This window comes from Clostridium ljungdahlii DSM 13528, assembly GCF_000143685.1.
Taxonomy (GTDB): Bacteria; Bacillota; Clostridia; order Clostridiales; family Clostridiaceae; genus Clostridium_B; species Clostridium_B ljungdahlii.
Map to the genome: position 1 here is coordinate 4,080,767 of NC_014328.1, position 25,527 is coordinate 4,106,293.

30 protein-coding genes are annotated in these 25,527 nt (G+C 31.5%); 5 read left to right on the forward strand and 25 right to left on the reverse strand.

Going from position 1 to position 25,527, the window contains the following annotated elements; genetic code table 11:
- Positions 1-46: 46 nt before the first annotated feature.
- The 20 genes from acsC to CLJU_RS18595 form a co-directional block, all read right to left on the reverse strand.
- The gene (gene acsC / locus CLJU_RS18500) at positions 47-1,399 is read right to left on the reverse strand and encodes an acetyl-CoA decarbonylase/synthase complex subunit gamma (RefSeq protein WP_013240361.1); all 1,353 of its coding nucleotides are present in this window, start codon (positions 1,397-1,399) and stop codon (positions 47-49) included.
- A gap of 38 nt (positions 1,400-1,437) precedes the next feature.
- Complete coding sequence (gene acsD / locus CLJU_RS18505; RefSeq protein WP_013240362.1) at positions 1,438-2,382, reverse strand: acetyl-CoA decarbonylase/synthase complex subunit delta; 945 nt, start codon at positions 2,380-2,382, stop codon at positions 1,438-1,440.
- Positions 2,383-2,400: 18 nt separating this feature from the next.
- A complete protein-coding gene (locus CLJU_RS18510) occupies positions 2,401-3,174 on the reverse strand; it encodes an ATP-binding protein (RefSeq protein ID WP_013240363.1) in 774 nt (257 codons plus the stop codon).
- 138 nt (positions 3,175-3,312) lie between these two features.
- Positions 3,313-4,695 carry a dihydrolipoyl dehydrogenase gene (gene lpdA / locus CLJU_RS18515; protein ID WP_013240364.1) on the reverse strand — a complete coding sequence of 461 codons (1,383 nt, stop codon included), beginning with the start codon at positions 4,693-4,695 and terminating at the stop codon, positions 3,313-3,315.
- A 36-nt stretch (positions 4,696-4,731) separates the two neighbouring features.
- On the reverse strand, positions 4,732-5,613 hold the full coding sequence (locus CLJU_RS18520; protein WP_013240365.1) for a methylenetetrahydrofolate reductase: 882 nt from the start codon (positions 5,611-5,613) through the stop codon (positions 4,732-4,734).
- Positions 5,614-5,635: 22 nt separating this feature from the next.
- On the reverse strand, positions 5,636-6,286 hold the full coding sequence (locus CLJU_RS18525) for a methylenetetrahydrofolate reductase C-terminal domain-containing protein (protein WP_013240366.1): 651 nt from the start codon (positions 6,284-6,286) through the stop codon (positions 5,636-5,638).
- A gap of 27 nt (positions 6,287-6,313) precedes the next feature.
- Entirely contained in the window at positions 6,314-7,168 is an 855-nt protein-coding gene (locus CLJU_RS18530; RefSeq protein WP_013240367.1) for a bifunctional 5,10-methylenetetrahydrofolate dehydrogenase/5,10-methenyltetrahydrofolate cyclohydrolase, read from the reverse strand.
- Positions 7,169-7,270: 102 nt separating this feature from the next.
- A complete protein-coding gene (locus CLJU_RS18535; protein WP_013240368.1) occupies positions 7,271-7,903 on the reverse strand; it encodes a cyclodeaminase/cyclohydrolase family protein in 633 nt (210 codons plus the stop codon).
- A gap of 21 nt (positions 7,904-7,924) precedes the next feature.
- The gene (locus CLJU_RS18540) at positions 7,925-9,601 is read right to left on the reverse strand and encodes a formate--tetrahydrofolate ligase (protein WP_013240369.1); all 1,677 of its coding nucleotides are present in this window, start codon (positions 9,599-9,601) and stop codon (positions 7,925-7,927) included.
- Positions 9,602-10,378, reverse strand: coding sequence for an ATP-binding protein (locus tag CLJU_RS18545; RefSeq protein WP_029170176.1), 777 nt, complete (start codon positions 10,376-10,378; stop codon positions 9,602-9,604).
- Positions 10,379-10,676: 298 nt separating this feature from the next.
- A complete protein-coding gene (cooS, locus tag CLJU_RS18550; RefSeq protein WP_013240371.1) occupies positions 10,677-12,572 on the reverse strand; it encodes an anaerobic carbon-monoxide dehydrogenase catalytic subunit in 1,896 nt (631 codons plus the stop codon).
- A gap of 534 nt (positions 12,573-13,106) precedes the next feature.
- Complete coding sequence (locus CLJU_RS18555) at positions 13,107-13,517, reverse strand: universal stress protein (protein WP_013240372.1); 411 nt, start codon at positions 13,515-13,517, stop codon at positions 13,107-13,109.
- 217 nt (positions 13,518-13,734) lie between these two features.
- Positions 13,735-14,082, reverse strand: coding sequence for a NifB/NifX family molybdenum-iron cluster-binding protein (locus tag CLJU_RS18560; RefSeq protein WP_013240373.1), 348 nt, complete (start codon positions 14,080-14,082; stop codon positions 13,735-13,737).
- A gap of 88 nt (positions 14,083-14,170) precedes the next feature.
- Positions 14,171-14,626, reverse strand: coding sequence for a DUF134 domain-containing protein (locus CLJU_RS18565; RefSeq protein WP_041705212.1), 456 nt, complete (start codon positions 14,624-14,626; stop codon positions 14,171-14,173).
- A complete protein-coding gene (locus tag CLJU_RS18570) occupies positions 14,596-15,069 on the reverse strand; it encodes a Fur family transcriptional regulator (RefSeq protein WP_013240375.1) in 474 nt (157 codons plus the stop codon). The genes CLJU_RS18565 and CLJU_RS18570 overlap by 31 nt, the downstream gene beginning before the upstream one ends.
- 17 nt (positions 15,070-15,086) lie before the next feature.
- On the reverse strand, positions 15,087-15,443 hold the full coding sequence (locus CLJU_RS18575) for a NifB/NifX family molybdenum-iron cluster-binding protein (RefSeq protein WP_013240376.1): 357 nt from the start codon (positions 15,441-15,443) through the stop codon (positions 15,087-15,089).
- A 60-nt stretch (positions 15,444-15,503) separates the two neighbouring features.
- Complete coding sequence (locus tag CLJU_RS18580) at positions 15,504-16,349, reverse strand: ATP-binding protein (RefSeq protein ID WP_013240377.1); 846 nt, start codon at positions 16,347-16,349, stop codon at positions 15,504-15,506.
- Entirely contained in the window at positions 16,340-17,170 is an 831-nt protein-coding gene (locus CLJU_RS18585; RefSeq protein WP_013240378.1) for a P-loop NTPase, read from the reverse strand. Before CLJU_RS18585 ends, CLJU_RS18580 begins: the two co-directional genes overlap by 10 nt.
- A gap of 30 nt (positions 17,171-17,200) precedes the next feature.
- Positions 17,201-17,554, reverse strand: coding sequence for a NifB/NifX family molybdenum-iron cluster-binding protein (locus CLJU_RS18590; protein ID WP_013240379.1), 354 nt, complete (start codon positions 17,552-17,554; stop codon positions 17,201-17,203).
- Positions 17,555-17,714: 160 nt separating this feature from the next.
- The gene (locus CLJU_RS18595) at positions 17,715-18,083 is read right to left on the reverse strand and encodes a winged helix-turn-helix transcriptional regulator (RefSeq protein WP_013240380.1); all 369 of its coding nucleotides are present in this window, start codon (positions 18,081-18,083) and stop codon (positions 17,715-17,717) included.
- Between the two features lie 183 nt (positions 18,084-18,266).
- On the opposite strand from CLJU_RS18595, the gene CLJU_RS18600 reads away from it, so the two are divergent.
- Complete coding sequence (locus CLJU_RS18600; protein WP_013240381.1) at positions 18,267-18,656, forward strand: pyridoxamine 5'-phosphate oxidase family protein; 390 nt, start codon at positions 18,267-18,269, stop codon at positions 18,654-18,656.
- A gap of 154 nt (positions 18,657-18,810) precedes the next feature.
- On the opposite strand, the gene CLJU_RS18605 is transcribed toward CLJU_RS18600, so the two are convergent.
- From CLJU_RS18605 to CLJU_RS18615, 3 genes are all read right to left on the reverse strand, one after another.
- Positions 18,811-19,641 (reverse strand): Mrp/NBP35 family ATP-binding protein, encoded by an 831-nt coding sequence (locus tag CLJU_RS18605; RefSeq protein WP_013240382.1) that lies wholly within the window; start codon positions 19,639-19,641, stop codon positions 18,811-18,813.
- Between the two features lie 111 nt (positions 19,642-19,752).
- Positions 19,753-19,974, reverse strand: a complete 222-nt coding sequence (locus CLJU_RS18610; RefSeq protein ID WP_013240383.1) for a hypothetical protein — start codon at positions 19,972-19,974, stop codon at positions 19,753-19,755.
- Positions 19,975-20,108: 134 nt separating this feature from the next.
- Positions 20,109-20,984, reverse strand: a complete 876-nt coding sequence (locus CLJU_RS18615; protein WP_013240384.1) for a LysR family transcriptional regulator — start codon at positions 20,982-20,984, stop codon at positions 20,109-20,111.
- A 107-nt stretch (positions 20,985-21,091) separates the two neighbouring features.
- On the opposite strand from CLJU_RS18615, the gene CLJU_RS18620 reads away from it, so the two are divergent.
- On the forward strand, positions 21,092-22,087 hold the full coding sequence (locus CLJU_RS18620) for a YeiH family protein (RefSeq protein WP_013240385.1): 996 nt from the start codon (positions 21,092-21,094) through the stop codon (positions 22,085-22,087).
- Positions 22,088-22,296: 209 nt separating this feature from the next.
- On the opposite strand, the gene CLJU_RS22690 is transcribed toward CLJU_RS18620, so the two are convergent.
- Positions 22,297-22,452 (reverse strand): hypothetical protein, encoded by a 156-nt coding sequence (locus CLJU_RS22690; RefSeq protein WP_156496168.1) that lies wholly within the window; start codon positions 22,450-22,452, stop codon positions 22,297-22,299.
- A 35-nt stretch (positions 22,453-22,487) separates the two neighbouring features.
- Entirely contained in the window at positions 22,488-22,979 is a 492-nt protein-coding gene (locus CLJU_RS18625) for a flavin reductase family protein (RefSeq protein ID WP_013240386.1), read from the reverse strand.
- Positions 22,980-23,466: 487 nt separating this feature from the next.
- Between CLJU_RS18625 and CLJU_RS18630 the strand changes: the two genes are divergently transcribed.
- The 3 genes from CLJU_RS18630 to CLJU_RS18640 are packed head-to-tail and all read left to right on the forward strand — an operon-like array spanning position 23,467 to position 25,461.
- Positions 23,467-24,258 (forward strand): ATP-binding protein, encoded by a 792-nt coding sequence (locus CLJU_RS18630; RefSeq protein WP_013240387.1) that lies wholly within the window; start codon positions 23,467-23,469, stop codon positions 24,256-24,258.
- A 60-nt stretch (positions 24,259-24,318) separates the two neighbouring features.
- Positions 24,319-24,834, forward strand: a complete 516-nt coding sequence (locus CLJU_RS18635; RefSeq protein ID WP_013240388.1) for a polysaccharide biosynthesis C-terminal domain-containing protein — start codon at positions 24,319-24,321, stop codon at positions 24,832-24,834.
- Between the two features lie 27 nt (positions 24,835-24,861).
- Complete coding sequence (locus tag CLJU_RS18640; protein WP_013240389.1) at positions 24,862-25,461, forward strand: flavin reductase family protein; 600 nt, start codon at positions 24,862-24,864, stop codon at positions 25,459-25,461.
- The last annotated feature ends 66 nt before the right edge of the window (positions 25,462-25,527 follow it).

The window sequence follows — 25,527 nt, forward strand, 5'->3', positions numbered from 1 at the left end:
TAATTAAAAATTTTTAATCATTGCCTATTTTTTACTTAAATAATTTTTACTTAGCAGTTAACTCTTTTAATAACTTAGGAATAAACATAGCTTCTGTACTACTAATTACTATATTCCAATCTGGGAGAAGTTCCTCTAATTCACCTTTCAAAACTGCAACCTTTCCTGGGATTAAAAGAGTTCTGTTCTTAGTCTTCTCTGATATTCCACACTTCTTTATTTCATCAGCTATTGCAGCACCAGTAAATTTACCTGCAGCCCAAGATGTAAGAACAGAATATCCGCCTGCATCTGGTATAACCATCCATACTGGAACTTTAGATCTTTCAACTTCTCCTGAAACTAGGAAGTAAGTAAGAGCAAAGTCAACAGTACATAATACTGGTGAGTTTTCATCTGGGTTGTTAATTCCATGTATACCCAAATCAACTGTCATTGGTTTTTGTGGATCTGTAAATACATTCTGTCTTATACTATAAAGAGGAAGTGCTCTTGCATAATCCATATCACTTAAAACAAGTAATGAACCATATTTCAAAGTAAATAATGTAGATAAAGCTACTTCCATAAATTTATCAGCTTTAGTAAGTTCATCTAGGAATATTATAGAAGGATATCCAAAAGTTCTATCCTGACCTTCAATATTTATTCTTCTAATTTGAACTGTATTTTCAAAAGCTTCTTTAATAGATTTTCCACCTGGATCAAGTACTAAGTTCTTATATCCTAATTTTTGTATTTCTTCTACTAAACCATAAAGAGCTTCCAATCCGTCTGCCTTTACACCTAAAGCTAATTTATCTCCTTTTACAAGTTCAACCATTTCTTTAAAATTATCTTTATTAGCTCCATAAACTAATGGATTTTCATCTTTAACTAGTGGAAGAGCTTCTTTCATTACTGCTACATCTTCACAGACTAGGGCATAAGCTACTTTTACTCCACTCGCTTTTATTTTGTTTATTAAAGCAAGATATTTGTCTTTATTTCCTGCATATTTTATTGCAGCAAATTCGGTTTTCATTTGTTCACCGATTCTAACATAATCTACATCTTTTATATGCTGGATCTTAGCATCTACTTCTGCATCATCCATACTATCGGAAAATGCAACTGCAAATCTATTTCTATTTACAAAAGTTTTTTCATGACGGAATAAAACAGTTTCTCCACCTAATTTATATTCATTATCTCCCTTACCAATAGTTATTGTCTTCATAATTGGTGCAGTAGCTTCAGCTAATTTTTCCATTGCCTCATCACTCATATGAGGACATTTTCCTATTTCTACAGCTCCTGCTGCTACTTTCATTGAAAAAGCTAGACAAGTAGGAAAACCACAATCCTTACAATTCTTTTTTGGTGTTAATTTAAATATATTTAATCCTGTTAAAGCCATTTTTAATCCTCCTTATTTAATCCCAGTATAAATTTTAATTAACCTAATAATTCCTTAATAAAGTTTCTAATTACTTCTACAGATTTTGGATGACGTAATATTACAGCATCTGTTCCTGATGCTAATACTCCGGATGCTGTTGCAACTTCCATAGAAACTGTTCTGTCTTCCTGGCTTCCCCATTGTGGTGAATCTTCTTCTGAATCCATTGCTTCTTTTACTTTGCAAGCTTCGAAAGAAACAGGGCTTATTATAGGAACTTGAAGAGTTTTATCATCTTGACCAAGTGCTGCAAGCTTTACTCTGTCTAAAGTTGATATAACATATTCATAACCGTATCCACCTGCTGCACATCCTACGTTGTCAACAAACTTTGTATTGTCTATTCCAAGTTGATTCATTAAAATATTTATTTGTTTTGCAAGGTTTATATCAACTGAAGATTCAGCTACAACTTTGTCATTATAAGCCATTACACCTGCAGCTCCTACTGACTTATAGTTATCTTCTACTGCAGACATTAAAAGTATATTGTGTCCTTCAGTTTCCTGAGCAACTTTTTCAAATAATTTTGCATCTTTTTCATGATTTCCTGTACCTGCAACTACTAATGGAGTTTTTATAGCTTCAACTACTGCTTTAGCTGTTTTAGCACAATCTTCTGGTGCAGCATCTGTACCGTTTGGATCAGCACTTATAAGTCTTAGGCATATAAAATCTGGACTATATTTTTCTTCTACAAATTGTGCCCATTTAACAGGATCTTTTGCAACATCCTTGTATATGTCTTTTAAAGGATCTATCCAATCTTCTGGATATACATCTAAAATTTCCATACCTACTTTTGGGGTATTTCCTGTATCTCCATCAAAAGTATAAAATGGTAATACTGATTCTCCTCCTAATTTTAATGCTTTTTCTCCTGTTCCAATTTCAACTTCACCAATTTTGCCTGAAAATTTTTGTGTTGGTTTTTTGAACATAATGTATGCCTCCTTAATTTAATTTTCAAATTGAATTTTTGATAGTATTTCATTCAATGCTTTTCTGCATGAAGAATCCTCTGGCAGCTCTACTAATGCTTTTCCATCTGAATCAAATTGATAGACCATTTGGTCCATCGGCACAACTCCTACTAAATCCAGTTCTTGCTTTTTTATTTCTTCTTTTATTCCTGAATTCAATTTACCTTCTGGAGCTCTATTTACGATAAGAAAGATTTGGCCAACTTTTAACTTTAATTCAGCAACTAACTGCTTTATTCTTCCAACAGCCTGTATACCTCTTCTGGAACAATCGCTTATCAGAAATAGAGTATCAATAGGATCTATAAGTTTTCTACTTAAGTGTTCCATTCCCGCTTCATTATCAACTACTATGTAATCATAATTACCAGAAAGTGAATCCACTTGTGCTTTAAGTATTCCATTAACATAACAATAACATCCTGGTCCCTGGGATCTTCCCATAACAATAAGGTCATAACCGTCTCCTTCAGTTACTGATGCATTTAATTTATACTTTAAATAATCTGCTTTCATCATACCTCCAGGAAAATTATCCCCTGCAAGTGATCTTTTATTTACATCTTCTTTTATTTGTCCAATAGTCTCTTCAATTTCTGTTCCAAGTACTTCATTTAAATTAGCATTTGCATCAGCATCTACTGCTAAAATAGGTCCTGAACCTTTTTTTATTAAATAATCTATTAAAAGACCTGTCAAAGTAGTTTTACCGGTACCACCCTTACCTGCTACAGCTATTTTATATCCCATAGTACAACCTCCTTATATTGCTGTGTTTCAGATTACTTATAAAAAGCCTATTATAAATTTTATGCCTCTTATGTAGAAAACATCTTTAATTATATATTACATGTATAGGGCACGATAGCCCTATACACATTAAACAATTTAATCAACAGAATGAACACATTGTTTGTGTACATCATGAAGAGCTTCCATCATTGCCTCAGATAAAGTTGGATGTGGATGAATAACTTCACCAACTCGTTCTGCTGTTAAACCAAGCTCACAAGCAACACCTAGTTCTGAAATCATATCTGTTGCTCTATCACCTACAATAGCAGCTCCAATTATTACGTCCTTTTCGTCTGTAATAATCTTTACAAATCCTTGTAATTTACCCATAGCTTGAGCTTTTCCAAGTCCTCTAAAGTCAAATTTTCCAACCTTGTACTGGATTCCTGCTTTTTCAGCATCTTTTTCTTTCATACCTACAGAAGCTATTTCTGGTTCTACAAATGTACAACCAGGTACTGCTTTGTAACTCATCTTCTTCTTTTTATCTAAAACTGCATTTTGAACAGCTACAATACCTTCTCTTTCAGCTACATGTGCAAGAGCAGCAGTAGGAATTAAATCACCTATTGCATAAACTCCCTCTACATTAGTTTCTAAATATTCATTTACAATTATTCTTCCTTTTTGATCTTTTTCAATACCTATATCATCCAAACCTAAACCTTCAGCATAAGCTCTTCTTCCAACTGCTATAAGAAGTGTTTCAGCCTCTAAAACTTTTCCGCTTCCCAATGTAGCAGTTACCGTATCACCTTTAACTTCTACACTAGTTATACCATCACCTACAAAGTATTTAATCTTATGCTGTTTGAAAATTCTCTGAAGTTGTTTTGCAACATCTTCATCTTCAAGTGGTGCAAGATGTGGAAGAGCTTCAACTACCTTAACTTCTACTCCCATACTATTCAGGAAGAATCCTATTTCACATCCTATAGGACCTCCACCAACTAGTATCATTGACTTTGGAAGTTTCTCTAAATTCAAAACTTCATCTGAAGTTATAACCTTTTTACCATCATACTTGAATACTCCAGGTGTAACAGGTACAGAACCAGTAGCAAGTATAATTTTATCTGCCGTTATGGATTCTTTAGATCCATCCTGCTTTGTAACCTCTACCTCTTTATTGCTTATAAGTTTTCCTGTTCCCCTTATAAGCTTTACCCCTCTATGTTCAAACATATATTCTATGCCTTTTACAAGTTGATCTACTACTTTATCTTTTCTCTTCATAATTGCATCAAAATCAGGTTTTGCTTCACCTTCAACATTAATTCCAAATTTTGATGCTCCTTTTATTACGCTTAAAACATCTGTGGAAGCAAGTAATGCTTTTGTAGGTATACATCCTACATTTAAGCAAGTTCCTCCTACAGCTTTCTTCTCAACTACAGTAACATCTGCTCCTAAAATTGCAGCTTGCAGTGCAGCTACATATCCTCCTGGTCCTCCACCAATTACAACTAATTTCATTCCTAATCGCCCCTTATTTTTTAATCCTATATATTTTTATAATCCTGCTTCATCCAATATTAATGGCACATTTTCTTCCGCACCAATTGCCATTATATGAACTCCATCGCAAAGTCCTGATTCTTTTACGGCCTTTATAAATTCTCCTGCTATCTTTATGCCTTCTTGAACTTTATCCTCAGCATTCTTCATTCTATCTATAAGTTCATCAGGTACGAATATACCAGGTACGTTTTTATTCATGTATTTAGCCATACCAGCTGACTTTAAAGGTATTATGCCTACCATAACTTTAGCATCTACACCTTGAGCTTTAGTCTCTTCTTTGAATTTCTTTAAAGTTTCCATATCATAAACAGCTTGAGTTTGAAAGAATTTAGCTCCAGCTTTAATTTTCTTTTTCATCTTTATAACTTGAAGCTCTAACGGATCATATCTAGGTGTAACACAGGCCCCTAAAAAGAAATCTGGTTTCCCTTTTAAATCAGTTCCACCCATGTCTTTTCCACCATTTAAAATACTTGCCACCTGTAATATCCCAACACTATCTAGATCATAAACTGGCTTTGCACCAGGGTGATCTCCTGTAGCAGTATAATCTCCAGTAAGAGCTAAAACATTTTCAATTTCAAAAACACCTGCAGATAACAATTCTCCTTGAATTGCTATTCTGTTTCTATCTCTTCCTGTTATTTGAAATACAGGTTCTAATCCTGCATCTTTTAATACTTTACAAGTAGCTAAAGATGTAGCTTTTAATGTAGCAGACTGAAAATCCGTTACATTAACTCCCTGAACTCTTCCTTTTATCTTTTTGGCACATTCAATTAAATGAGAAAGATCCGTTCCCTTTGGAGGTGCCATTTCAGCTGTAATTGCAAACTCTCCCTTTTCAAAAGCTTCCTTCAATAAGCTCATTTTTTAATCCCCCTTCTGATTATTACTTAGCATTTAAATTTATTTTTCTAGGATGAGCACTTATTTGATAATCTCTTGGCTTTCTTAATTCTGTCAAATTATCGAGCTGTCCTAGTTCTTTTAATTTATTGTATATTAATATCCAAGCACAATCATTTTCAGGATCAACTTCACATTTACCATCTCTTGCACCACCACAAGGTCCATTCAAAAGTCCCTTTGCACACATTGTAATTGGACATATTCCCCCTGTCCATCCAAGCTGGCAATTTCCACAAGCTTTACAAGCTTCTGCATATTGTCCAACTCTTTCTACTTCACCTATAAACATAGTGTTATTACCTGGATAAACGGGAATCTTTACTAACTTGGCCACAGTTTGAGTTCCATCACCACAAGCTAGGGATACTACTGCATCTGCTTCTTTCAATTCAGCTTTTAAGGACTTTAAATCTTTTCTTGTTTTTAAAAGATTGCAGGAAGGATCAAGTATTTTGTATCCTAAAACTTTTTTGCCTTGTTCTTCTAACTTGGCTTTCATTGCTAATACTTCTTCTTCTCCGCCTACTTTACAAGTAGTTGCGCATAAAGAACATCCTGTGATTATTACTTTTTCACTGTCTTTAAGGTAGTCCAATAATTCATCAAAAGATTTTTTTTCTGAAATAATCATATTTATTCCTCCATTTATTTCACAGGTTTATAGGTTATTTTGTAATTTACATGCTTTTACAATATGCTGTGCAAGTATAGATGACGTAACTGAACCTACTCCTCCAGGAACTGGCGTTATCATTGAAGCTTTTGCTTCACAGTCTTCTGTATCTACATCTCCACATAACTTTCCACTTTCATCTACATTTATGCCTACATCTATAACTACGGCACCATCTTTTACATATTTTGAATCTATCATTTTAGCTTTTCCTATGCCTACTACCAGTATGTCTGCCTGGGAACAAACCTTTGGCATATCAGTAGTTTTTGAATGGCATACGGTAACTGTAGCATTTTCATTTAAAAGCAGCATGCACGCTGGTTTTCCAACTACCATAGATCTTCCTACTATAACTGCATTTTTTCCCTTCATAGGAACTTTATAATGCTTAAGGATTTCTATAACCGCAGATGGTGTACAAGGTGCAAATCCTGTCATATCTTTTTCCATTAATTTAGCAACATTTACAGGACTAAAGCAATCTACATCTTTCTCAGGGGCGATTATATATTTTATAACACTTTCATCTAACTGCTTAGGAAATGGTCTGAATACCATTATTGCATTTACAGTCTTGTCCGCATTTATTTTTTTCAATTCTTCAATAAACTTGTCCTGTGATATATCTGCTGGTAGCTCTTTAACGACTGCCTCTATTCCAATTTTTTCGCACTTTTTTAGAGCTCCTTTTTCATAAGCAAGGTCACTTCCGTTTGCTCCAACTCTTACTAATGTAAGCTTTGGAGTAATACCCTTTACCTTTAAATCATTAACTTCTTTAGTTAAAGCCTCACTTATAGCATCTGCCACTGGTTTACCTTTAATTATTTGACCCATACTTATATCTCCTTCATATTAAAATTAGCTATCTGTACCATACTAAACTAATTTACAAGTGCCTCCAGAAGAAATTAAAATTTCTTCTGGAGAATAATAATTTTATTTGGAAAGTGCACTAACTACTTTTTCATATACCTTATCTGCAATCTTAATGCCTTCTTCAACTAAAGGTTCCGTCTCTGCTTTTACCTTTTTAACATATTCCTGATCTTTAATAGAATTTATGTTGATTATGACATTAAGCTGTGCTCCAATAATAGCAGCTCTTAGACACTGAACTCCTACACCAACATCACTTATTGCAAGTTTGGAGCAGTTATCTACAAGTGCCTCATGGAGTTTTATTGCTTCATAAGCTTGTTTAACAATACTTACTGGAACACTACATGCTTGTTTTAGACACTTTTCTAGAGTTTCTTCTTTTATTTTTTTCTGCTCTTCAGTGTCTTTTGGCATTCCATAAGCCTTTGAAAGAGGCAGAAAACATTCTGCATCTGCATCCATCATCTTTAAAAGCTCTGCTTGAAGCTCATCAGATCTTTTAAGTATGCCTTTTACCTTTTCATCATACTGTGCATACTTTTTCTTTCCTATTGTAAGGTTACATACCATGCCTCCAAGTGCCATTCCTATAGCACCTGTAATAGCTGATCCTCCGCCTCCACCAGGAGTTGCAGCTTTAGATGCAAGAACTTCTATAAAATCTGTGCAACTTTTATCTGCTAATTTCATATTGTTTCCTCCTAAATGTTTTTAGAATAATCCGCTTATTACTCCATTTTCATCTACATCTATTTTTTCAGCAGATGGAACTTTTCCAAGACCTGGCATCTTCATTATTGAACCAGTTACTGCAACTACAAAACCTGCTCCAGCAGAAATTGTAACCTGTCTTACTGTAATATTAAATCCTGTTGGTCTTCCAAGTTTAGTTTGGTCATCAGTTAAGGAGTATTGGGTCTTTGCTATACATACTGGTGTTTTACCAAATCCTAATTTTTCAAGCTCATCAATTTCTTTGTCTGCCTGATTTGTAAAAGTAACATCATCAGCACCATATATCTTTTGAGCTACTGCTCTTATTTTATCTCTGATTGGTAATTTTTCATCATAAGCAAACTGGAAGTCATTTTTCTCTTCTTTTATAAGTCTAAGCACTTCTTTGGCAACTTCTATTCCACCTTCGCCGCCTTTAGCCCAAACTTCTGATAATTTTACATTTACACCTAATTCTTTACATTTATCTTCTACTAATTTTAATTCTGCCTGTGTATCTGTAGGGAATGCATTTAATGCAACTACTGCTGGTAATTTATATACCTTAGTTATATTCTCTACATGCTTTAATAAATTTGGAAGTCCTTTTTCAAGAGCTCCTAAGTTTTCATTATTTAAATCAGCCTTTGGAACTCCGCCATTATATTTCAATGCTCTAACTGTAGCAACTATTATTACTGCATCTGGTTTTAATCCTGCCATTCTGCACTTGATATCTAAGAATTTTTCAGCACCTAGGTCAGCACCGAAACCTGCCTCCGTAACTACATAATCACCAAAGTGAAGAGCCATTCTAGTAGCCATTATTGAGTTACAACCATGAGCTATATTTGCAAATGGTCCGCCGTGTACAAATGCTGGTGTTCCTTCAAGAGTTTGTACTAGATTTGGTTTTAATGCATCTTTAAGAAGTGCTGCCATAGCTCCTTCAGCTTTTAAATCATGAGCTGTTACAGGCTTGCCATCTCTAGTGTATCCTACAACTATTTTAGCAATTCTGTTCTTTAAATCAATTATGTCACTTGATAAACAGAATATAGCCATTATTTCTGAAGCAACTGTTATATCAAATCCATCTTCTCTAGGTGTACCATTGGCTTTTCCACCTAATCCATCGACTACAAACCTGAGCTGTCTGTCGTTCATGTCTACACATCTTCTCCAAGCAATTCTTCTTGGGTCTATGTTAAGTTTATTGCCTTGATATATATGATTATCTATCATTGCTGCAAGTAAATTGTTAGCAGCAGTGAGTGCATGTATATCACCTGTAAAGTGTAGGTTTATGTCTTCCATAGGTACTACTTGAGCATATCCACCTCCGGCAGCTCCACCTTTTATACCAAATACAGGCCCCATAGATGGTTCTCTAAGTGCAACAACAACAGATTTTCCCATTCTATTTAATGCATCTGCTACACCTATTGCTGTAGTAGTTTTTCCTTCTCCAGCAGGTGTTGGGTTTATAGCTGTACATAATATAAGTTTTCCATTCTTACCAGGTGTAGTCTTTAACAAGTTGTAATTTACCTTTGCTTTGTATTTACCATACAATTCAATATCATCTTCGGAAATATTTAATTTCTTTGCAATTTCCTTAATGTCCTTCATTGTGCATTCTTGAGCTATTTCGATGTCTGATTTATAAGTCATTTAAAAAACCCCCATTTCTAATTTTTGTTTTATATTTTTTACCTCCTTAACAGTTTCCTCATTGGAATCGTAAGGAGATTGATTGACTCTATCAGAACTTCCAACTGTGTCACTATAATGTATAAATCCAAGACATTCTTTTTCATCTACATTTTCCAATACAAATTCTTCGTCCTTCTTATTTCTAATTTTATTTGCTACCACAAATATCTTTTCTATTCCTATATCCTTAGCTAATTTTTTCACATGCTTGAACGTCTGTATACTTCTTATTCCAGGTTCTACAACAACAATAAATACATCTACACCTTGTGCTGTTCCCCTTCCTAAATGTTCAATACCTGCTTCCATATCCATTATGACGATATCTTTGTTTTGGAGCATTAAATGTGACGTGAGTTTTTTAAGCAAAACATTTTCCGGGCAGAAACAACCTGTTCCGCCTGTATCAACTGTTCCCATAGTTAAAAGTCTTACACCTTTGTATTCCTTGCAATATCTTTCTGGTATATCATCAACTTTAGGATTTATTTTAAACATTTTTCCAAAGGATCCTGGAGTAGAATTTGTTCTCTCTGCTACTAACTTTTTCATTTCTGAAATTGGAACAATCTCATCTGCTATCTCTTTTGGAAATCCTAATGCTAATGCCAAATTGGGATCAGGATCTGCATCCACAGCTAAAACATTATATCCTTCTTCTGCATATATTCTACTCATTATCGCTGAAAATGTAGTTTTACCTACACCACCTTTACCTGTTATAGCCATTTTCATTTTCATATGTAGTCCCTCCCATTTTGAACAACCATTTTATATAATTTATTTAAAACACAAATTTAATATATACTTTTACCTGCAAATATATTCCCTTATAATTTATGTATTTGTAGATAAATTATAAGTTTTATTCTACATTATACCATCTATAAATTAAAATTCTTCTCAAAATGATATGTATTCTTGGCTTCATATCATTTTGAGAACATATTTTTATATCATATTGAGCCATGCAAAGTTAAAATTAGCTTTTAAGCCATTTTAACTTTGGCATGGCAATTGCTTGTCTTTATTCTTATATACCTAACTTTTTACGTTTTTCATTCATTCTATTTACAATTTGTTCAACTGCTTTTTTAGGATCTGTTTCTATAAAGAATTTTGCTCCTACCCAATCTTCCATCTTATTAGTAAGAATGTCAACAACTTCTGGACCACCTGTTACTGGAGGTGCTACTCCAAGCCAAGTATCTATACCTGAAGTTACTACATAAGTACCTATTGCTACAGCTTTTTCTGACATCCATTCTGGTGCTACACCTGCAACTGGAAGGTCACTCATATCGGTTCCAAGAAGATTAGCTACTCTTCCAACTAAGTCTAATATACGGCTTATATCAACACAAGAACCCATATGAAGTACTGGTGGTATGTCTACAAGCTTACATACAGTAGCTAGTCCTGGTCCTGCATACTTTTCTGCTGCTTCTTTTTGCAATAAGCCATATTTTGCTGCTGCTTGAGCTGCACAACCTGTAACAACAACAATTACATCATTCTTTATTAATCCCTTTATAGTTTCAATGTGTGCAGAATCTTGTACAACTTTAGGATTATTACATCCAACTACAGCTGCAGCACCTCTTAATACTCCTGATACTAAAACATCTGCCAAAGGTTTTACAGTTTGCATTGGTCCTATTTGTGTATTTACAACCTTGTCTAATTTATTTATAATTTCTTCAACACTATATCCCAAAATTGCCTTTGATTTCAATTCAGGAATCATTACTTTACTCTGATCTCTATTTTTAAAGTTTAATATTGCTTCCTTTAAAATCTTTTTAGCTGAATCAAGTGGGTTTTCTTCATCAAATTCCATATAAATTGAATCTGTGATGTGTGCCTTTGGTGAAGTTGTTATAAACTTAGTATGATATGACTTGGACAATTTTGCTAGTGCTGGCATAATACACTGTACATCAACTATAAGTCCATCTACTGCTCCTGTAACTACAGCCAATTCCTGCTGCATAAAGTTTCCTGCTATTTTAATTCCATGTCTCATAGAAACTTCATTTCCAGTACAGCACATTCCACATAAGTTTATTCCATCAGCACCTACTGATTTAGCAAGTTCAATTAGTTCTGGATCTGATGCTGCTTCTACTATCATTTCTGAAAGAAGTTGTTCATGTCCGTGTAAAACTACATTTACAGAATTCTTTTCAAGTACTCCAAGATTTGCCTCTGTATCAACGGAATGAGGTGTTCCAAACATTATATCACTGAATTCTGTTCCCATGAATGAACCCATCCATCCATCAGTTAGTGAACATCTCATAGACATTTTAATCATAGCTTCTGCATCTGCATTACATCCTATGTGTGTTGAATGCATAACTCCAGCTATTTCTCTATCAACTGCTCTTGGAAATACACCTAATTTTCTCCACAATTCTTTTCTCTTCTCTGGTAAGGAAGGTGGTAAATTAACTTCTCCAATCTGCTTACCATAATTACTTAATCCTTCTTTAGCTACATCATGAGCTATATCATATATGTCTCTGCCTTCAGTTTCAACATTAAATCTTTTTGCAGATTTTTTTAATTTATCTTCATCTTTAACTTTTATATCTCCATCTTTACTAGTGTGATACAAACTAAGTGCTATACTTCTACCATGATCTGAATGTGCTGCAGTACCTGCTGCAACCATTCTTGCAAAATTCCTAGATACAATTACATCTGCTGTCGCACCACATATACCTCTTTCTACACCTTTTCCTGGCACTGGACTTACTCTACATGGGCCCATACTACAATTTCTACAGCAAACTCCTGCTGATCCAAATCCACACTGTACCTTCATGTCTGCTTTTCTATCCCAAACTGTTTCGACCCCATCTTGTTTTGCCTTGTCCAATAATTGTAAAGTAGCCTGATCAATTGATTTTGCTTTTTCTTCCATTTTAATAATTCCCTCCTTAAAGAAATAACTTCAATTTTTGTTGTAATTACTTCTTAAAATAACTTAATTTTACCTAAAACCCTATTTTTTTATTTTAATTAATTGTAATAAATACAATTATAATTATAACCTTTTTACTACATAAAATAAATATATTTACTATAAAAAATGTTAAAAAATAAACATCCATTTAAGTATAATCTTGGTTATTGATATTATTAATAAATTATTTGTGAATTTAACGAGAAAATAAATATTATTGTTTGAAATATGCAATTGCGTGTGACATATTTTGGTTTTTTAAGCACTACATGGATGAAAATAAATTAAGAAACGTTTACAATATTACTACACAACTTCTTCAATTACATATTACCATAATAATGTACAACTTGAAAAGGACTTTTTTAAAAAAATCAAAAAATTTTTTTACGTAAATTACTACTGTTTAAGTACAGTATTTTAAAAATATCTATACTAGTTTGGTATATATTTAACAAACATATGGGAATTTAATCCAAATGCTAAATTAAACTATTCTGGAACTATTATGACTATCTTTGGTGAATTTTTAACAACTTTACTAGTAACAGAACCGACCATTCTAGCTAAACCCTTTTTAGTGGACTTAGTCATTATTATAATGTCGAAATTATCCTGGGAAGCTTTTTTTAATATTTCATCTCCAGCATATCCAAAATCAAAAAACTTGTTTACAGTATATCCCTGGAGTTCTTTTTCTGCCCTATCTAAAACAAGTTCCCCTGTTTCACGTGCTCTATCAACTTTATCTGTAATCACCATATCATTTACTATAACTATTTCTGAAATATTCATGAGTGTAACTTCTACTTCATCTTTCTTAAACATTTTTTTTAATAAGTCAAGAGAATGCATACTCCTGTCAGTTCCATCTAAAGGTATTAATATTTTAGTTTTTGCCATACCAAACACCTCTTTCTACATCTTAGTAAATATTTATATTTATGTTATTCTATATTAGAACCCATCTTTCCTGCTTTTATAAAACTTTATTTGAATTTTACTGTTGTATCTGCTACTGGATAGACTATTCCTCAATTTTTTCTTAAAAAGTCTCTAAACAAAAGATCAACTTATACTCTAGATAAGTTGATCTTTTGTTTAGAGACTCTATTTTTGTTTAGTGTTCGCAATGATGATTGCAAAGCTCATTTTTATCTTCTAATTTTCCATCAATATAACTTTGAACAACATCTCTGTATTCTCCAGATGCTCCTTTTATTACTTTGAGACCACACTGCTGTAATCCCATCAAAGCTCCTCCACCAATGCCTCCAGTTATTACTAAATCAACATTATGTTTTACTAGTAAATTTGCAAGGCCCTCATGTTGATGAGCTAACTGAACTGTAGATACTTCTTCAACATTTCCAATTTTATTGTTCTCAACAGTCACAATTACAAAACTCTGACTCATACCAAAATGTTGGTTAACCATATTTCCGTTATTAGGTAATGCTATTTTCATAAACTTTTCCTCCAATTTTTGTCATATGCTATTTTAATTATAGCATTTTTAATCTTATTTGCAATACTTTCAAATAGTTTTTCCATAATTAGACGTTATTATCACTCTTCATATTTCTACACCATTTTCCACAGAATTTCGCCTTTTTATTGCATATAACTTTTTCTGAACCACAAATAGGACAAGTATATCTATCTTGCTCATATTTTATTTCATATACGTTACCGCAATGTAAACACTTAAATTTACAGTAGGTTGTAGTATAGTTACCTCCATTTATTCTTATGGCATTTCCCTCTGTTAATGCTACAGCTACTTTTTTTCTGGCACTATCTATGATATTTTGAAATGTTTGCCTGGATACCTGCATTTTTTGAGCACATTCTTCTTGATTTAATTCTTCAATATCCTTTAACCTCATCGCCTCAAGTTCTTCTACCTTTAAAACAATTTCCTCAATTTCACACTTATGTTTTCCCCAGGGTACAAAATAAGTATTTTCCGGGAAAAACTCTACTCTTCTAAACTTTGTTGGCCTTGGCATTTTAACTCCTCCCTGCATTTACTACATAATCCTATAAACATAATATTTAAATCATATATTTCTAAATCATTTTCTGCTTCTATTTTTTTATTTAGTCTCAAATAGTCAAAGTCTAAACTTTGACTATTTATATCTATTATACTATTACAATTAAAACATTTAAAATGCATATGCAGGGGTTTTCTACTAAATATTTTCATTTCATAGTAACTTATTCCATTGATATTTATTTCTTTTACTATTCCTAATTCATTAAATAATCGTAAAGCTCTATACACTGTAGCAGATCCTATATGCTTTCCTTTTACTTTTTCATATATTTCTTTTACATTTAAATGTGTATTACTATCTAAGATGACTTCCAGTATTTTGCTTCTGCCTGCGGTAAATCTATATCCTCTCTTCTCTATAATTTTTTTTAAAGACATTAAATCATTATTCATTAAAACATCCTTTAAAATTATTCGTTACAATGTCCTTCGTATTTATGTTCCTCACAAATACTTCCTGTTGATTTTAATTCACCCTTAATGTATTTTTGTACCATATCATCACATAAACCTTGTGCACCAACTATTACCTTAATTTCATTTTCATTAAATAACTGTTGTGCTGTTTCTCCCATACCTCCTGCAATAATTACATTTACATTTAACCCTTTTAAAAAAACTGGAAGATATCCTGGTCTATGTCCTGGATTTGCAGTAAATTGTCCCTGAGATGCCTTTCCATTCTCTACATCATATATTGTAAAACCTTCACAATGTCCAAAATGTCCACTTACATACTTTCCATCACTTGCAATTGCTATTTTCATTTAAACTTCCTCCTTATATTTTAATTGATAATTTATAATTTTATACTTAACGCTAACAATTTAGAAAAAGCTTTTTATAGTATTCCACATATCTTCAATAGCTTTTTCTGCCATACTTTCCTTATAAAAAGTTATAGGTTTTAATTCATTTATGGACTTCATAACAGTATCATCATAAGGAATTTTACCTACTAACTCTAAATTTTCCAAAAATACAAAGTTTTCTATTTTTTTAGCTATTTCTTCATTTATATCATATTTATTTATACATACCATAGTAAAAATTTCAAAATGTTTACATAAATTTACTACTCTTGTTAAATCTTCAAGGCCTGATTTTGTAGGCTCTGTAACGACTAACACTGCATCACTACCTGCTACAGAAGATATTACAGGACATCCAATACCAGGTGATCCATCTACTATAGTTAGCTTATTATTACAATTAAACTTTTTCCCATTTTTTCTTAAATAGTTTACTAATTTTCCTGACCCATCAGCCCCTATTTTCATTTCTGATCTTGAAATTATTCCTTTATCTAACTCAGTAATAAAAGTATTTGCTACATTTTGATCTTTTAATTCTACAGCATTATGAGGACATACTAATGTACATGCACCACAACCTTCACATTCAAATAAATCTACTTTAAAGTCTATTATAGCTTGAAATTTACATACGGTTTCACATTTGCCACATTTTTTACACATAGATTCATTTATAGAAGCCTTTTTTCCACCTATAAAACCTTTTTTTTCTATATCTTTTCCTTTATAAAACATGTAAAGATTTGGGGCATCTACATCGCAATCTATCCTTATTACATCTTTTGCAATTTCAGCTAATGCTGTTGCAATAGTAGTTTTTCCTGTTCCACCTTTTCCACTTACAACTACTAATTCCAAGCTAACACCTCCCTTATCTTCTGTGAGAGTTTATCAAATATTGATTTGTGATGTAAATCATCATATAATATTTGGCCCTTAGAATAAAGTATTGCTATATCTTTACTATAGTCAATAGTACCTAGCAACATAATCTTTTGTTCTTTACAATATTTTTTTATTATATTGTCCTTTTTATCATCTTTATTTATAACTATACCAAAAGGTATGTTATACATTTTTACAAGTTCTACCGCCATTTTTAAATCATGAAGTCCAAACTCTGAAGGTTCTGTAACGAGCACTGCAGCATCAGCATATTTTAAAGTATTTATTACATTACAGGAAGTTCCAGGTGGACAATCAATTAAATTAACTTCTCCTGACAAATTCTCAAGTAACTCTTTAATAACAGGTACTGCCATAGGTTCACTTATATTTAAAATTCCTCTACTGCATTTTATATCTCTTGATGTTCCTTTTTCAATTTTCCCTATTTCTCTTTTACCATAAGTTACAGCATTGTATTTACATACAATTTCACAAGCACCACAGCCATGACACAACTTTTGGAAAAGGAAAAGATCATCTTTCACTTTTGCAAGGGCATTAAATTGACATGCATTTGCACAAGCACCACAGGCAGTGCATTTACAAGCATCTATTATTGGATATTCTACTTTCACTGATTTTACTACATCTACTTTAGGTTTTAAGAACAGAAAACCATTTGGTTCTTCTACATCACAATCTACATAGTTTGCCTTTAAAGCAAGAGCAAGATTAGTAGATACTGTAGTTTTTCCTGTTCCTCCTTTTCCACTAAGTACTGCTATATTCACTATACACTCATCTCCAACTTAATAAATTCTTCAATGGTGTGCTGGACCAGAAGTTTTTATTTCTTCAAGTTCATTATTTTTATACTTCTGAAGAACTGAGTTTATATCTATACTACTGCACTTATAAGCTTTGATTCCTGATTTTTCAACAAGCTCAAATGCATTAGGACCAAGATTACCCGTAATAATAGCATTTACTTTCTCATCTATTAATTGATTAGATGCAGCAATACCTGCTCCTCCGCTTGAACTTTGACCTTTGTTTTCTATGATTTTAACTTCTCCACTTTCAGTGTCATGAATTTGAAAGTACTTGCACCTTCCAAACCTACTATCAAGTAAATCTTCAGCATTTTTTCCTGCTGATGAAATTGCTATTTTCATCACTATCCCTCCAAATCTTCAATTATACTTTTGCTATAGATATGAACTATATTGTAAAATAAACTCATATCTCAGTTATGTTATTGGCATTTGCTATTTTCATAGTATCACTAATATTTATTATTGTCAAATGCCAATAACCTATATTTTTATAAATTAATTATTTAATATCATTTTTATTGTCTAAAGATTCACATTGCTTACATTTAAAACATTTAATAGGATGAACAACATCGTTATTGAGTGACCAATCTCTCATTGCCTTCAATATATCCAACATGCTTGTACCCATTTCGCTTAAACTATATTCAACACGGGATGGAATTTCTGCATATACTTTACGTACTATAAGACCATCTTGCTCCATTTCCCTCAATTCCTGAGTTAAAACTTTAGCACTTATACCTGAGATTTTTCTATTTAACAATCCATAACGTACAGGTCCTTTTATTAATTCTTTTAGTATGAGTATTTTCCACTTTCCACTTATTAATGATAATGTAGTCTCAATAGGGCATCTATATTTCATGTAAAAACCTCCCTTCAATGGTTACTTTTATGTTAGTATTGTTACAAAAAAGTGCATACTTGATAAATATAATAATTGTTGTAACATATTAGTTGAATAATTTATATAAATTTTTAGTAAGTATTTAAATTACTGGAATAAGAATATAAATTAATTACAATTTTTAGATGTGAGGTGTATATTATGAACAAACTTGATGAAAACGTAAAAAAATTATTAAACGAATCAAAAGCATGGATTATGTCTACAATGGACACAACCCCTAATGCAGTACCTATTCTTTTTAAAAAGATGGATAATGAAGACAACCTTATCCTTTTCGATGTTTTTATGAAAAAGTCCATTGAAAATATTAAAAAGAATTCACAAATTGCAATTACTATATACAATGACGAAACATTGGAAGGATATCAATTGAAAGGTACAGCAACATATTCAATTGATTCAAAGCTTTTAGAAGAAGGAAATTCAATAACATCTAAAATAAACCTAACAACCAAAGGTGCTGTCATTGTAAATGTAAAAGAAACATTCATTTTAACTCCTGGTCCTAATAATGGGCATATTCTCTAATGCCTTTTACTAAAATAGATTTATTCTCAAATACCCATAACTCCCTTTAAACTATTGTGTTTTAAATTACCCCCATCAGAATATACTTAAAAAATCTACCCGTAACTACAAAACGGTTACGGGTAATTTATAATTCATTTATAAGTATTTGTCTTTATTTGTCTAAACTCTTCATTACGTTATCAACGATAGGATAAAAAACCTTTTCAAGGTCTTCATCTTCATTTTTATATGTAGGATCTGATAAATTACCTACGCTATTTAAAACAGGAATTTCTCCTAAAAGCTTCAAATTCATTTCTTCTAAAAACTTAGTTGTGCTTTCTCCATTAAATAGTTTTATTTTTTTACTACAATCCGGGCAAGTTATATAGCTCATATTTTCAATAACACCTAATACATCAATATTAATTGCCCTTGCCATATTTACAGCTTTTGAAACTATCATTGAAACTAGATCCTGGGGAACAGATACCATAACTATTCCATTTATAGGAATAGACTGCATAACTGTCAGTGCAACATCACTTGTTCCTGGAGGCATATCAATAACTAAATAATCAAGTTCTCCCCATAGTACATCTGTCCAAAATTGTTTAACTACGCCCCCAATCATCGGTCCTCTCCAAATGACAGGATCATTTTCATTGTCCACTAATAAGTTTAAAGACATAACCTTTATGCCATCATCTGTATCTACAGGATGCATTAGTTCTCCATCTGAAATAACTTTTTTATCCTTTAGTCCAACAAGCCTTGGTACACTTGGCCCTGTTATATCTGCATCTAAGATACCTGTGCTATATCCCAGTTCCTTTAAACGTTTTGCAATAAGAACTGAAATTGAAGATTTCCCTACTCCACCCTTTCCACTCATAACGCCAATAATTTTTTTCACTTTGTTTAAAGGATTATTTTCAATCATACATTTCTGCTTATCCTTATCACATCCCCCATTAGATGGGCATGAATTACATTCTGACATGAAATCATCTCCTAAATTTGTAATTAGCATTTGCTACTTATATAATAACTCCATTTATAATTATTATCAAATGCCAATTATAATAATCATTTTTCTATTTAAAACAAAATATCAATCACAGCGTTTTTTCCGCAATAATTCTTCTAACTCATTAATGCGTTTATTTATTTGTTCTATCTCAGCTTCATATTTTCCTACTGTAGCACTAGATAAATGAATGCCTCTCTGTCCTAGTACAAGTGATCTTTCTTCTTCTATATCTTCAAGAGAGTCTTTAAGTTCTGCAAGTTTTTTTTCTAATTCAGGAATACTCATTTTTTCAAAATCATACATTATAATCTACACTCCATTTCTTTTTATTACTCAAATTTCGAATATATAAGATTTTAACAATTACGATATAAATGAATTCATAATTCACAGTTCACAATGCACAATTATGGTGCATTGTAAATTCATTAATATCTTTACTTCTTTATTGTACATAAATCTATAAAACGTTTCATTATCTTTGTTAAATATTTATTTTTGTGATATATGATTTTAAACTTTCTCTTAAATTTAATACCTTTAACAGGTATTTCGCAAAGGGTACCAGAGGATAATTCATTTATCACTGAATTTCTAGAAATAACTGACACTCCTAATCCTTCTGCAACTGCAATTTTTATAGTATCAGTATTGTTACATATCCAGGAAGCCTTCCATGTTAATTCATTTTCTATCATTTTATCTTCAAATGTCTTACGAGTTCCACTTCCTTTTTCACGAATAATAAATTTTTCTTTTTGAAGTTCGCAAGGTTCCACATAAGGAAGTTTTGCAAATCTGTGGCAAGCTCCACAAATAAGTATCAATTCATCATCCATAAATGGTTTGTTTAAAATATCCAAATTTGTCGTTTCTCCTTCTACAAGACCTATGTCAATTTCATCGTGAAGAAGCATTTTTTCAATTTCTGTAGTATTTTCTTCATACACTTGTATATCAGTTTCTGGATATACTTTTTGAAAATGTGAAACAAATTTAGGTAAAACATAAGCTCCAACAGTAACACTTGCACCAATGCGTATAGCACCATTTTTATACAAAGTTTTCATGTCATTTTCTAATTCTGTATTTAATTTGATAATATACCTAGCATAACTCATCAGTTTTTCTCCTGCCTGAGTCAGATAAAGTTTTCTTGAAAGCCGTTCAAAAAGTCGTATACCATAGTGACTCTCAAGTTCAGAAATTGCCTGACTAACTGCTGACTGAGACATAAAAAGTGTTTCAGAAGCCTTAGTCATATTCATTTTGTCACATACAGCAACAAATATTTTAAAATGTCTTAAAGTCATAATATTCTCCTTACACATTAGTATATACTTATTACATTCATTAAATAATAATATTTTACTTATATAATGTCAAGGTGTATTATGAATTGCAGATAGGGGGAAATCTTATGAAAACAATAACTAATAAAGTATCAGGAATTATACTTGCACTAATTATAGCTATTCCAGCATGGCTACTTGGAAATGCTTTTCCTATTATAGGAAGCCCTGTGCTTGGAATTTTATTTGGAATGATTTTAGCATTTTGGAAAAGACCAAACTGTTTTAATGAAGGTATAACCTATACTGCAAAAAAATTACTACAATACTCCATTATCCTTATGGGTTTTGGCATGAATCTTTTTAATGTTTTTAAAATAGGAAAACAAACAATTCTTTTAATGACTTTCACACTAACAGCAGCATTTATTACTGCTTATATTGTAGGTAAATTATTAAAGATAAATGGGAAAACGGCAACCTTAATTGGCGTTGGTTCTTCCATATGTGGTGGTTCAGCTATTGCAGCAACAGCTCCTGTTATTAACGCAAATGAACAAGAAGTTGCCCATTCTATATCAACCATATTTCTTTTTAATGCCATTGCAGCCTTTTTATTTCCATTTCTCGGGCATTTACTTGGCATGAGTAATCAATGCTTTGGTCTTTGGGCTGGGACAGCTGTTAATGATACTTCATCTGTAGTAGCTGCTGGCTATTCTTACAGTAATGCAGCAGGTAATCTTGCAGTTATAGTAAAACTTACAAGAACACTGGCCATTGTTCCAGTTACATTGGTACTTGCTATTTATACTTCTAAAAAAGAATTAAAAGGTAAAAAGGGATCTTACAGCATTAGCAAAATATTCCCTTGGTTTGTACTTGGATTTGTAGCTGCCTCTATAATTAACACATTTATTCCTCTGCCAGCTGCACTTACTAATTTTTTATGCGAAGCTGGAAAATTTGTAATTGTAATGGCAATGGTGTCTGTAGGATTAAATAGTAATATTGTGGAACTTGTTAAAAATGGTGTAAGACCAATTGTGTTAGGCTTTACATGCTGGGTAGTTTTAGCATTTATTTCTCTTGGCGTTCAACATTTTATAATGGGTATTTTTTAGAGAAAGAAATTTGATTAACATTGATGTCTAAAACATCATAATAAAAATCTTTAAAAGCAATTTTTTAGAGACAATGTACAACTTTTTAGTAAAAAACTTTTGCTAAAAAGTTGTATATTGTCCTTTAATATTTTTAATATTAAATCTAGATAATTACATTTCCTGTGTTGTTATATAAGAATCTTTTTTTAAATTGAAGTTTCATTTCTTTAATGGATTTTTCTCCTGTACAGTGACACATTTCCAGTATCAAACAAAATTTTAAATTCATCTACTTCTATGTAAAGTGATACTCCATGTTCATTATATAATTTTGGATCAACACCAGGGTTATTTTCTATGAGAGTTACTATTTTAAAATTCATTTTAATCACCAACTCATTTAAATTAAAGAAGTAAATTAAAGAAGTTGAATTTTAGAAAAATCAATATCTCCGTTATCTTTAATCATTTCTTTATCAGCATGAACATATTCAATTTTTCCTGCAAACATTTCATGTGAACCAGTAACTATAGATCCCTCTACCTTACACTCTATGTTTATAGGACAATCTGCTAATAAAGGAGCATTTACCTTTATTCCTTCGTCAACTTTAATATTAAGTTTTGAAAATTTATCTTCATTTCTGCCGCTATGACTACCTAAATATTCAAACATTTCTTTTTGTTCTTTTGTAACAATATTTACTACAAAAACACCTGTTTCTTTTATCATTTTATAAGAATATCTAGATGGAACAATACCTACCATAATCATTGGTGGGTCATAACTGCAGTTACAACAGTATGCTACTGCTAGTGCATTATTCTTACCATTTACATCCCTACAAGAAACTAATATTTTGGGCATAGGTTGAAGACATGACTTCATATTTCCTTGAATTTTTTCCATAATAACATTCCTCCATTATTATTTATAGTGTTGCCAAAAATTTTAATGTAATTTCTGGCTTAATTTTTTTATTTGTAACAAATTTAATTACTGTTTATATATTGGCATTTGCCATTTTCATAATACATCTATGCATAATTATTGTCAAATGCCAATGTGAAAACATCTATAGATTTATTTCTTCTCATTTATAGACAATATATCAAGATGAAACTTATTAATTTCAAAATGATAAATAATTATATTATTTTTTATAAAATACTATAATTATTTAATTTAAATATATTTATTAATAACTAATTCTGTAGATTTTTAAGTAAATATATATAATTTTTTAAAAAATTGGAATGAATATTGCTTATTTAAAATAATAAACAAAAATATCACATAATTTATCTATATAATTTATCATTTTTTATCTATTCATATAAGTATACATTACAAAATTAAATTTACAAAAAAACTTAAGTTTAAGGAGGAATTGTATATGCCAAAAATAATCATAAGCGGTAAAGGTGGTTGTGGTAAAAGTACATTAACCACTTTATTATCAAAACAAATAAGTGCTAACTGTAATAAAGTTTTAGTTGTTGATGTAGATGAATCAAATCTTAGTTTAGCAACAATGTTGGGACTAGAAACCCCAAATATAAGTTTACTTGATTACTTAGGCGGAAGAACAAAAATAGTAGAAGAATTAATGAATGCAATGAGAAATAACACAAAAGGCGCTGTACCCATATTTGATAAAAAATTAAACTTATCTAACTTACCACCACAATGTTCTTATTGGAATGGTAATATTGGATTAGTTCGTGTAGGAAAAATTCAACATAGTATGGAAGGTTGTGCTTGCCCTATGGGTGCAGTTGCACGTTCATTTTTAAATGAACTTGTAATCGAAGATAATCAGTGGGTTTTAGTGGACACTGATGCTGGAGTTGAACATTTTGGCAGAGGGGTATTAGAAGGTGCTGATCTAATAATAATGGTAGTAGATACTTCATATGAGTCAATTTTATTAGCTGAAAAAGGGAAAAAGTTAGCAGAAGAAGCACAAAAAAACTTCAAAGTAGTTTTAAATAAAGTAAATGATAAGACAAAACCAATTTTATATAAGGAACTAACACATCGTAATATACCAATTATAGGCTGTTTAAATTATTCTCATGATATTATTTGGACTAACCTTATAGGAAAATCATCAGAATTAGGAGAATTAGAAGATGAAATAAGTAATATATTTTCTGAAGTATCTAATTCTTTTAATTTAGTATAATTGCCAATTATATGAAAATTTTAAATAAATACTACTAAAAACTTAAAGGAGGCAAATGCTATGGAAAAAACAAGAACAAAAGTAATGAAAGAAGAGGGAATGTGGGTAGATAATATTATTGAAGGTGTAAAGTACAAAAGATTGAAGGTATATCCAGATGAAAGAGGCTCTTTAATAGAAATCTTTAGAAATGATGATGAAGATTTTTTAGGTGGAAAATTTGGACAACTTATTACATCAATTTGTTATCCTGGTGTAGTAAAAGGTTGGCATATACATTCTGTTCAGGTTGATAGATTAGCAGTAATTTCTGGCATGGCAAAAATAGTGCTTTATGATGCTAGAGAAAATTCTCCAACAAAAGGTGAAATAAATGAATTTTTTGTTGGAGAAAGAAATCCTTTATTTATACTTATACCACCAGGAGTTTACCATGGATTAAAAGCAATTGGAACACAACCATCAATTACACTAGGTCTTCCAACAGAACTTTATAAATATGATGAACCTGATGAATTTCGTGTACATCCTCATAATGATGAAATCCCATACAATTGGGATAGACAAGATGGTTAATATAAAAATTTTTTAGGAGGTACACTTATGTTTTTAGCTGCTCATAAAAGAGAACAAATACTACCTCAACCAGTAGTATTAATTTCTACAAAAGATGAAAATGAAATTTGCAATATTGCCCCATGGTCTAATATTACTTCTATTTTAAGACCTTTAGATGAAATTGTATTAGCTTCATGGATTAAACGTGATACATTAGAAAACATTAGAGAAACTCAAGAATTTGTGGTTAATATTCCATCTACAAATATGATTGAAGAAGTAATGACTTGTTCGAAAAATTATCCTCCTCAAGTAGATGAATTTGAATGTTCAAAACTAAAAGTACATGCATCTAAGGAAATTAAAGCTCCAGGTATTGAAGGTTGTTTAGCTTGGGCAGAATGTAAATTAGTCGAAGAAATAAAAAGGGAAAAGTACTCATTAATTATAGGCAAGGTAGTAAGTCTTGAAGTAAATGATAATTTCTTTAATGAAGATGGAGACATGGATTATGAAAAAGCTAAACCTTTAAGTATTATGCTTGGAAATAAGGGAATGTGGTTTACCCATCCAGTTTTTACGGGAAAGTATAACGAATACTCAGAGATGTTCATAGAACAAAAAGATAAAGATCCTAATCTATAAAAGGAAACATATATTTTACAATTTATTATAGTATAAAAGCCCATGCATTATAAAATGTATAGGCTT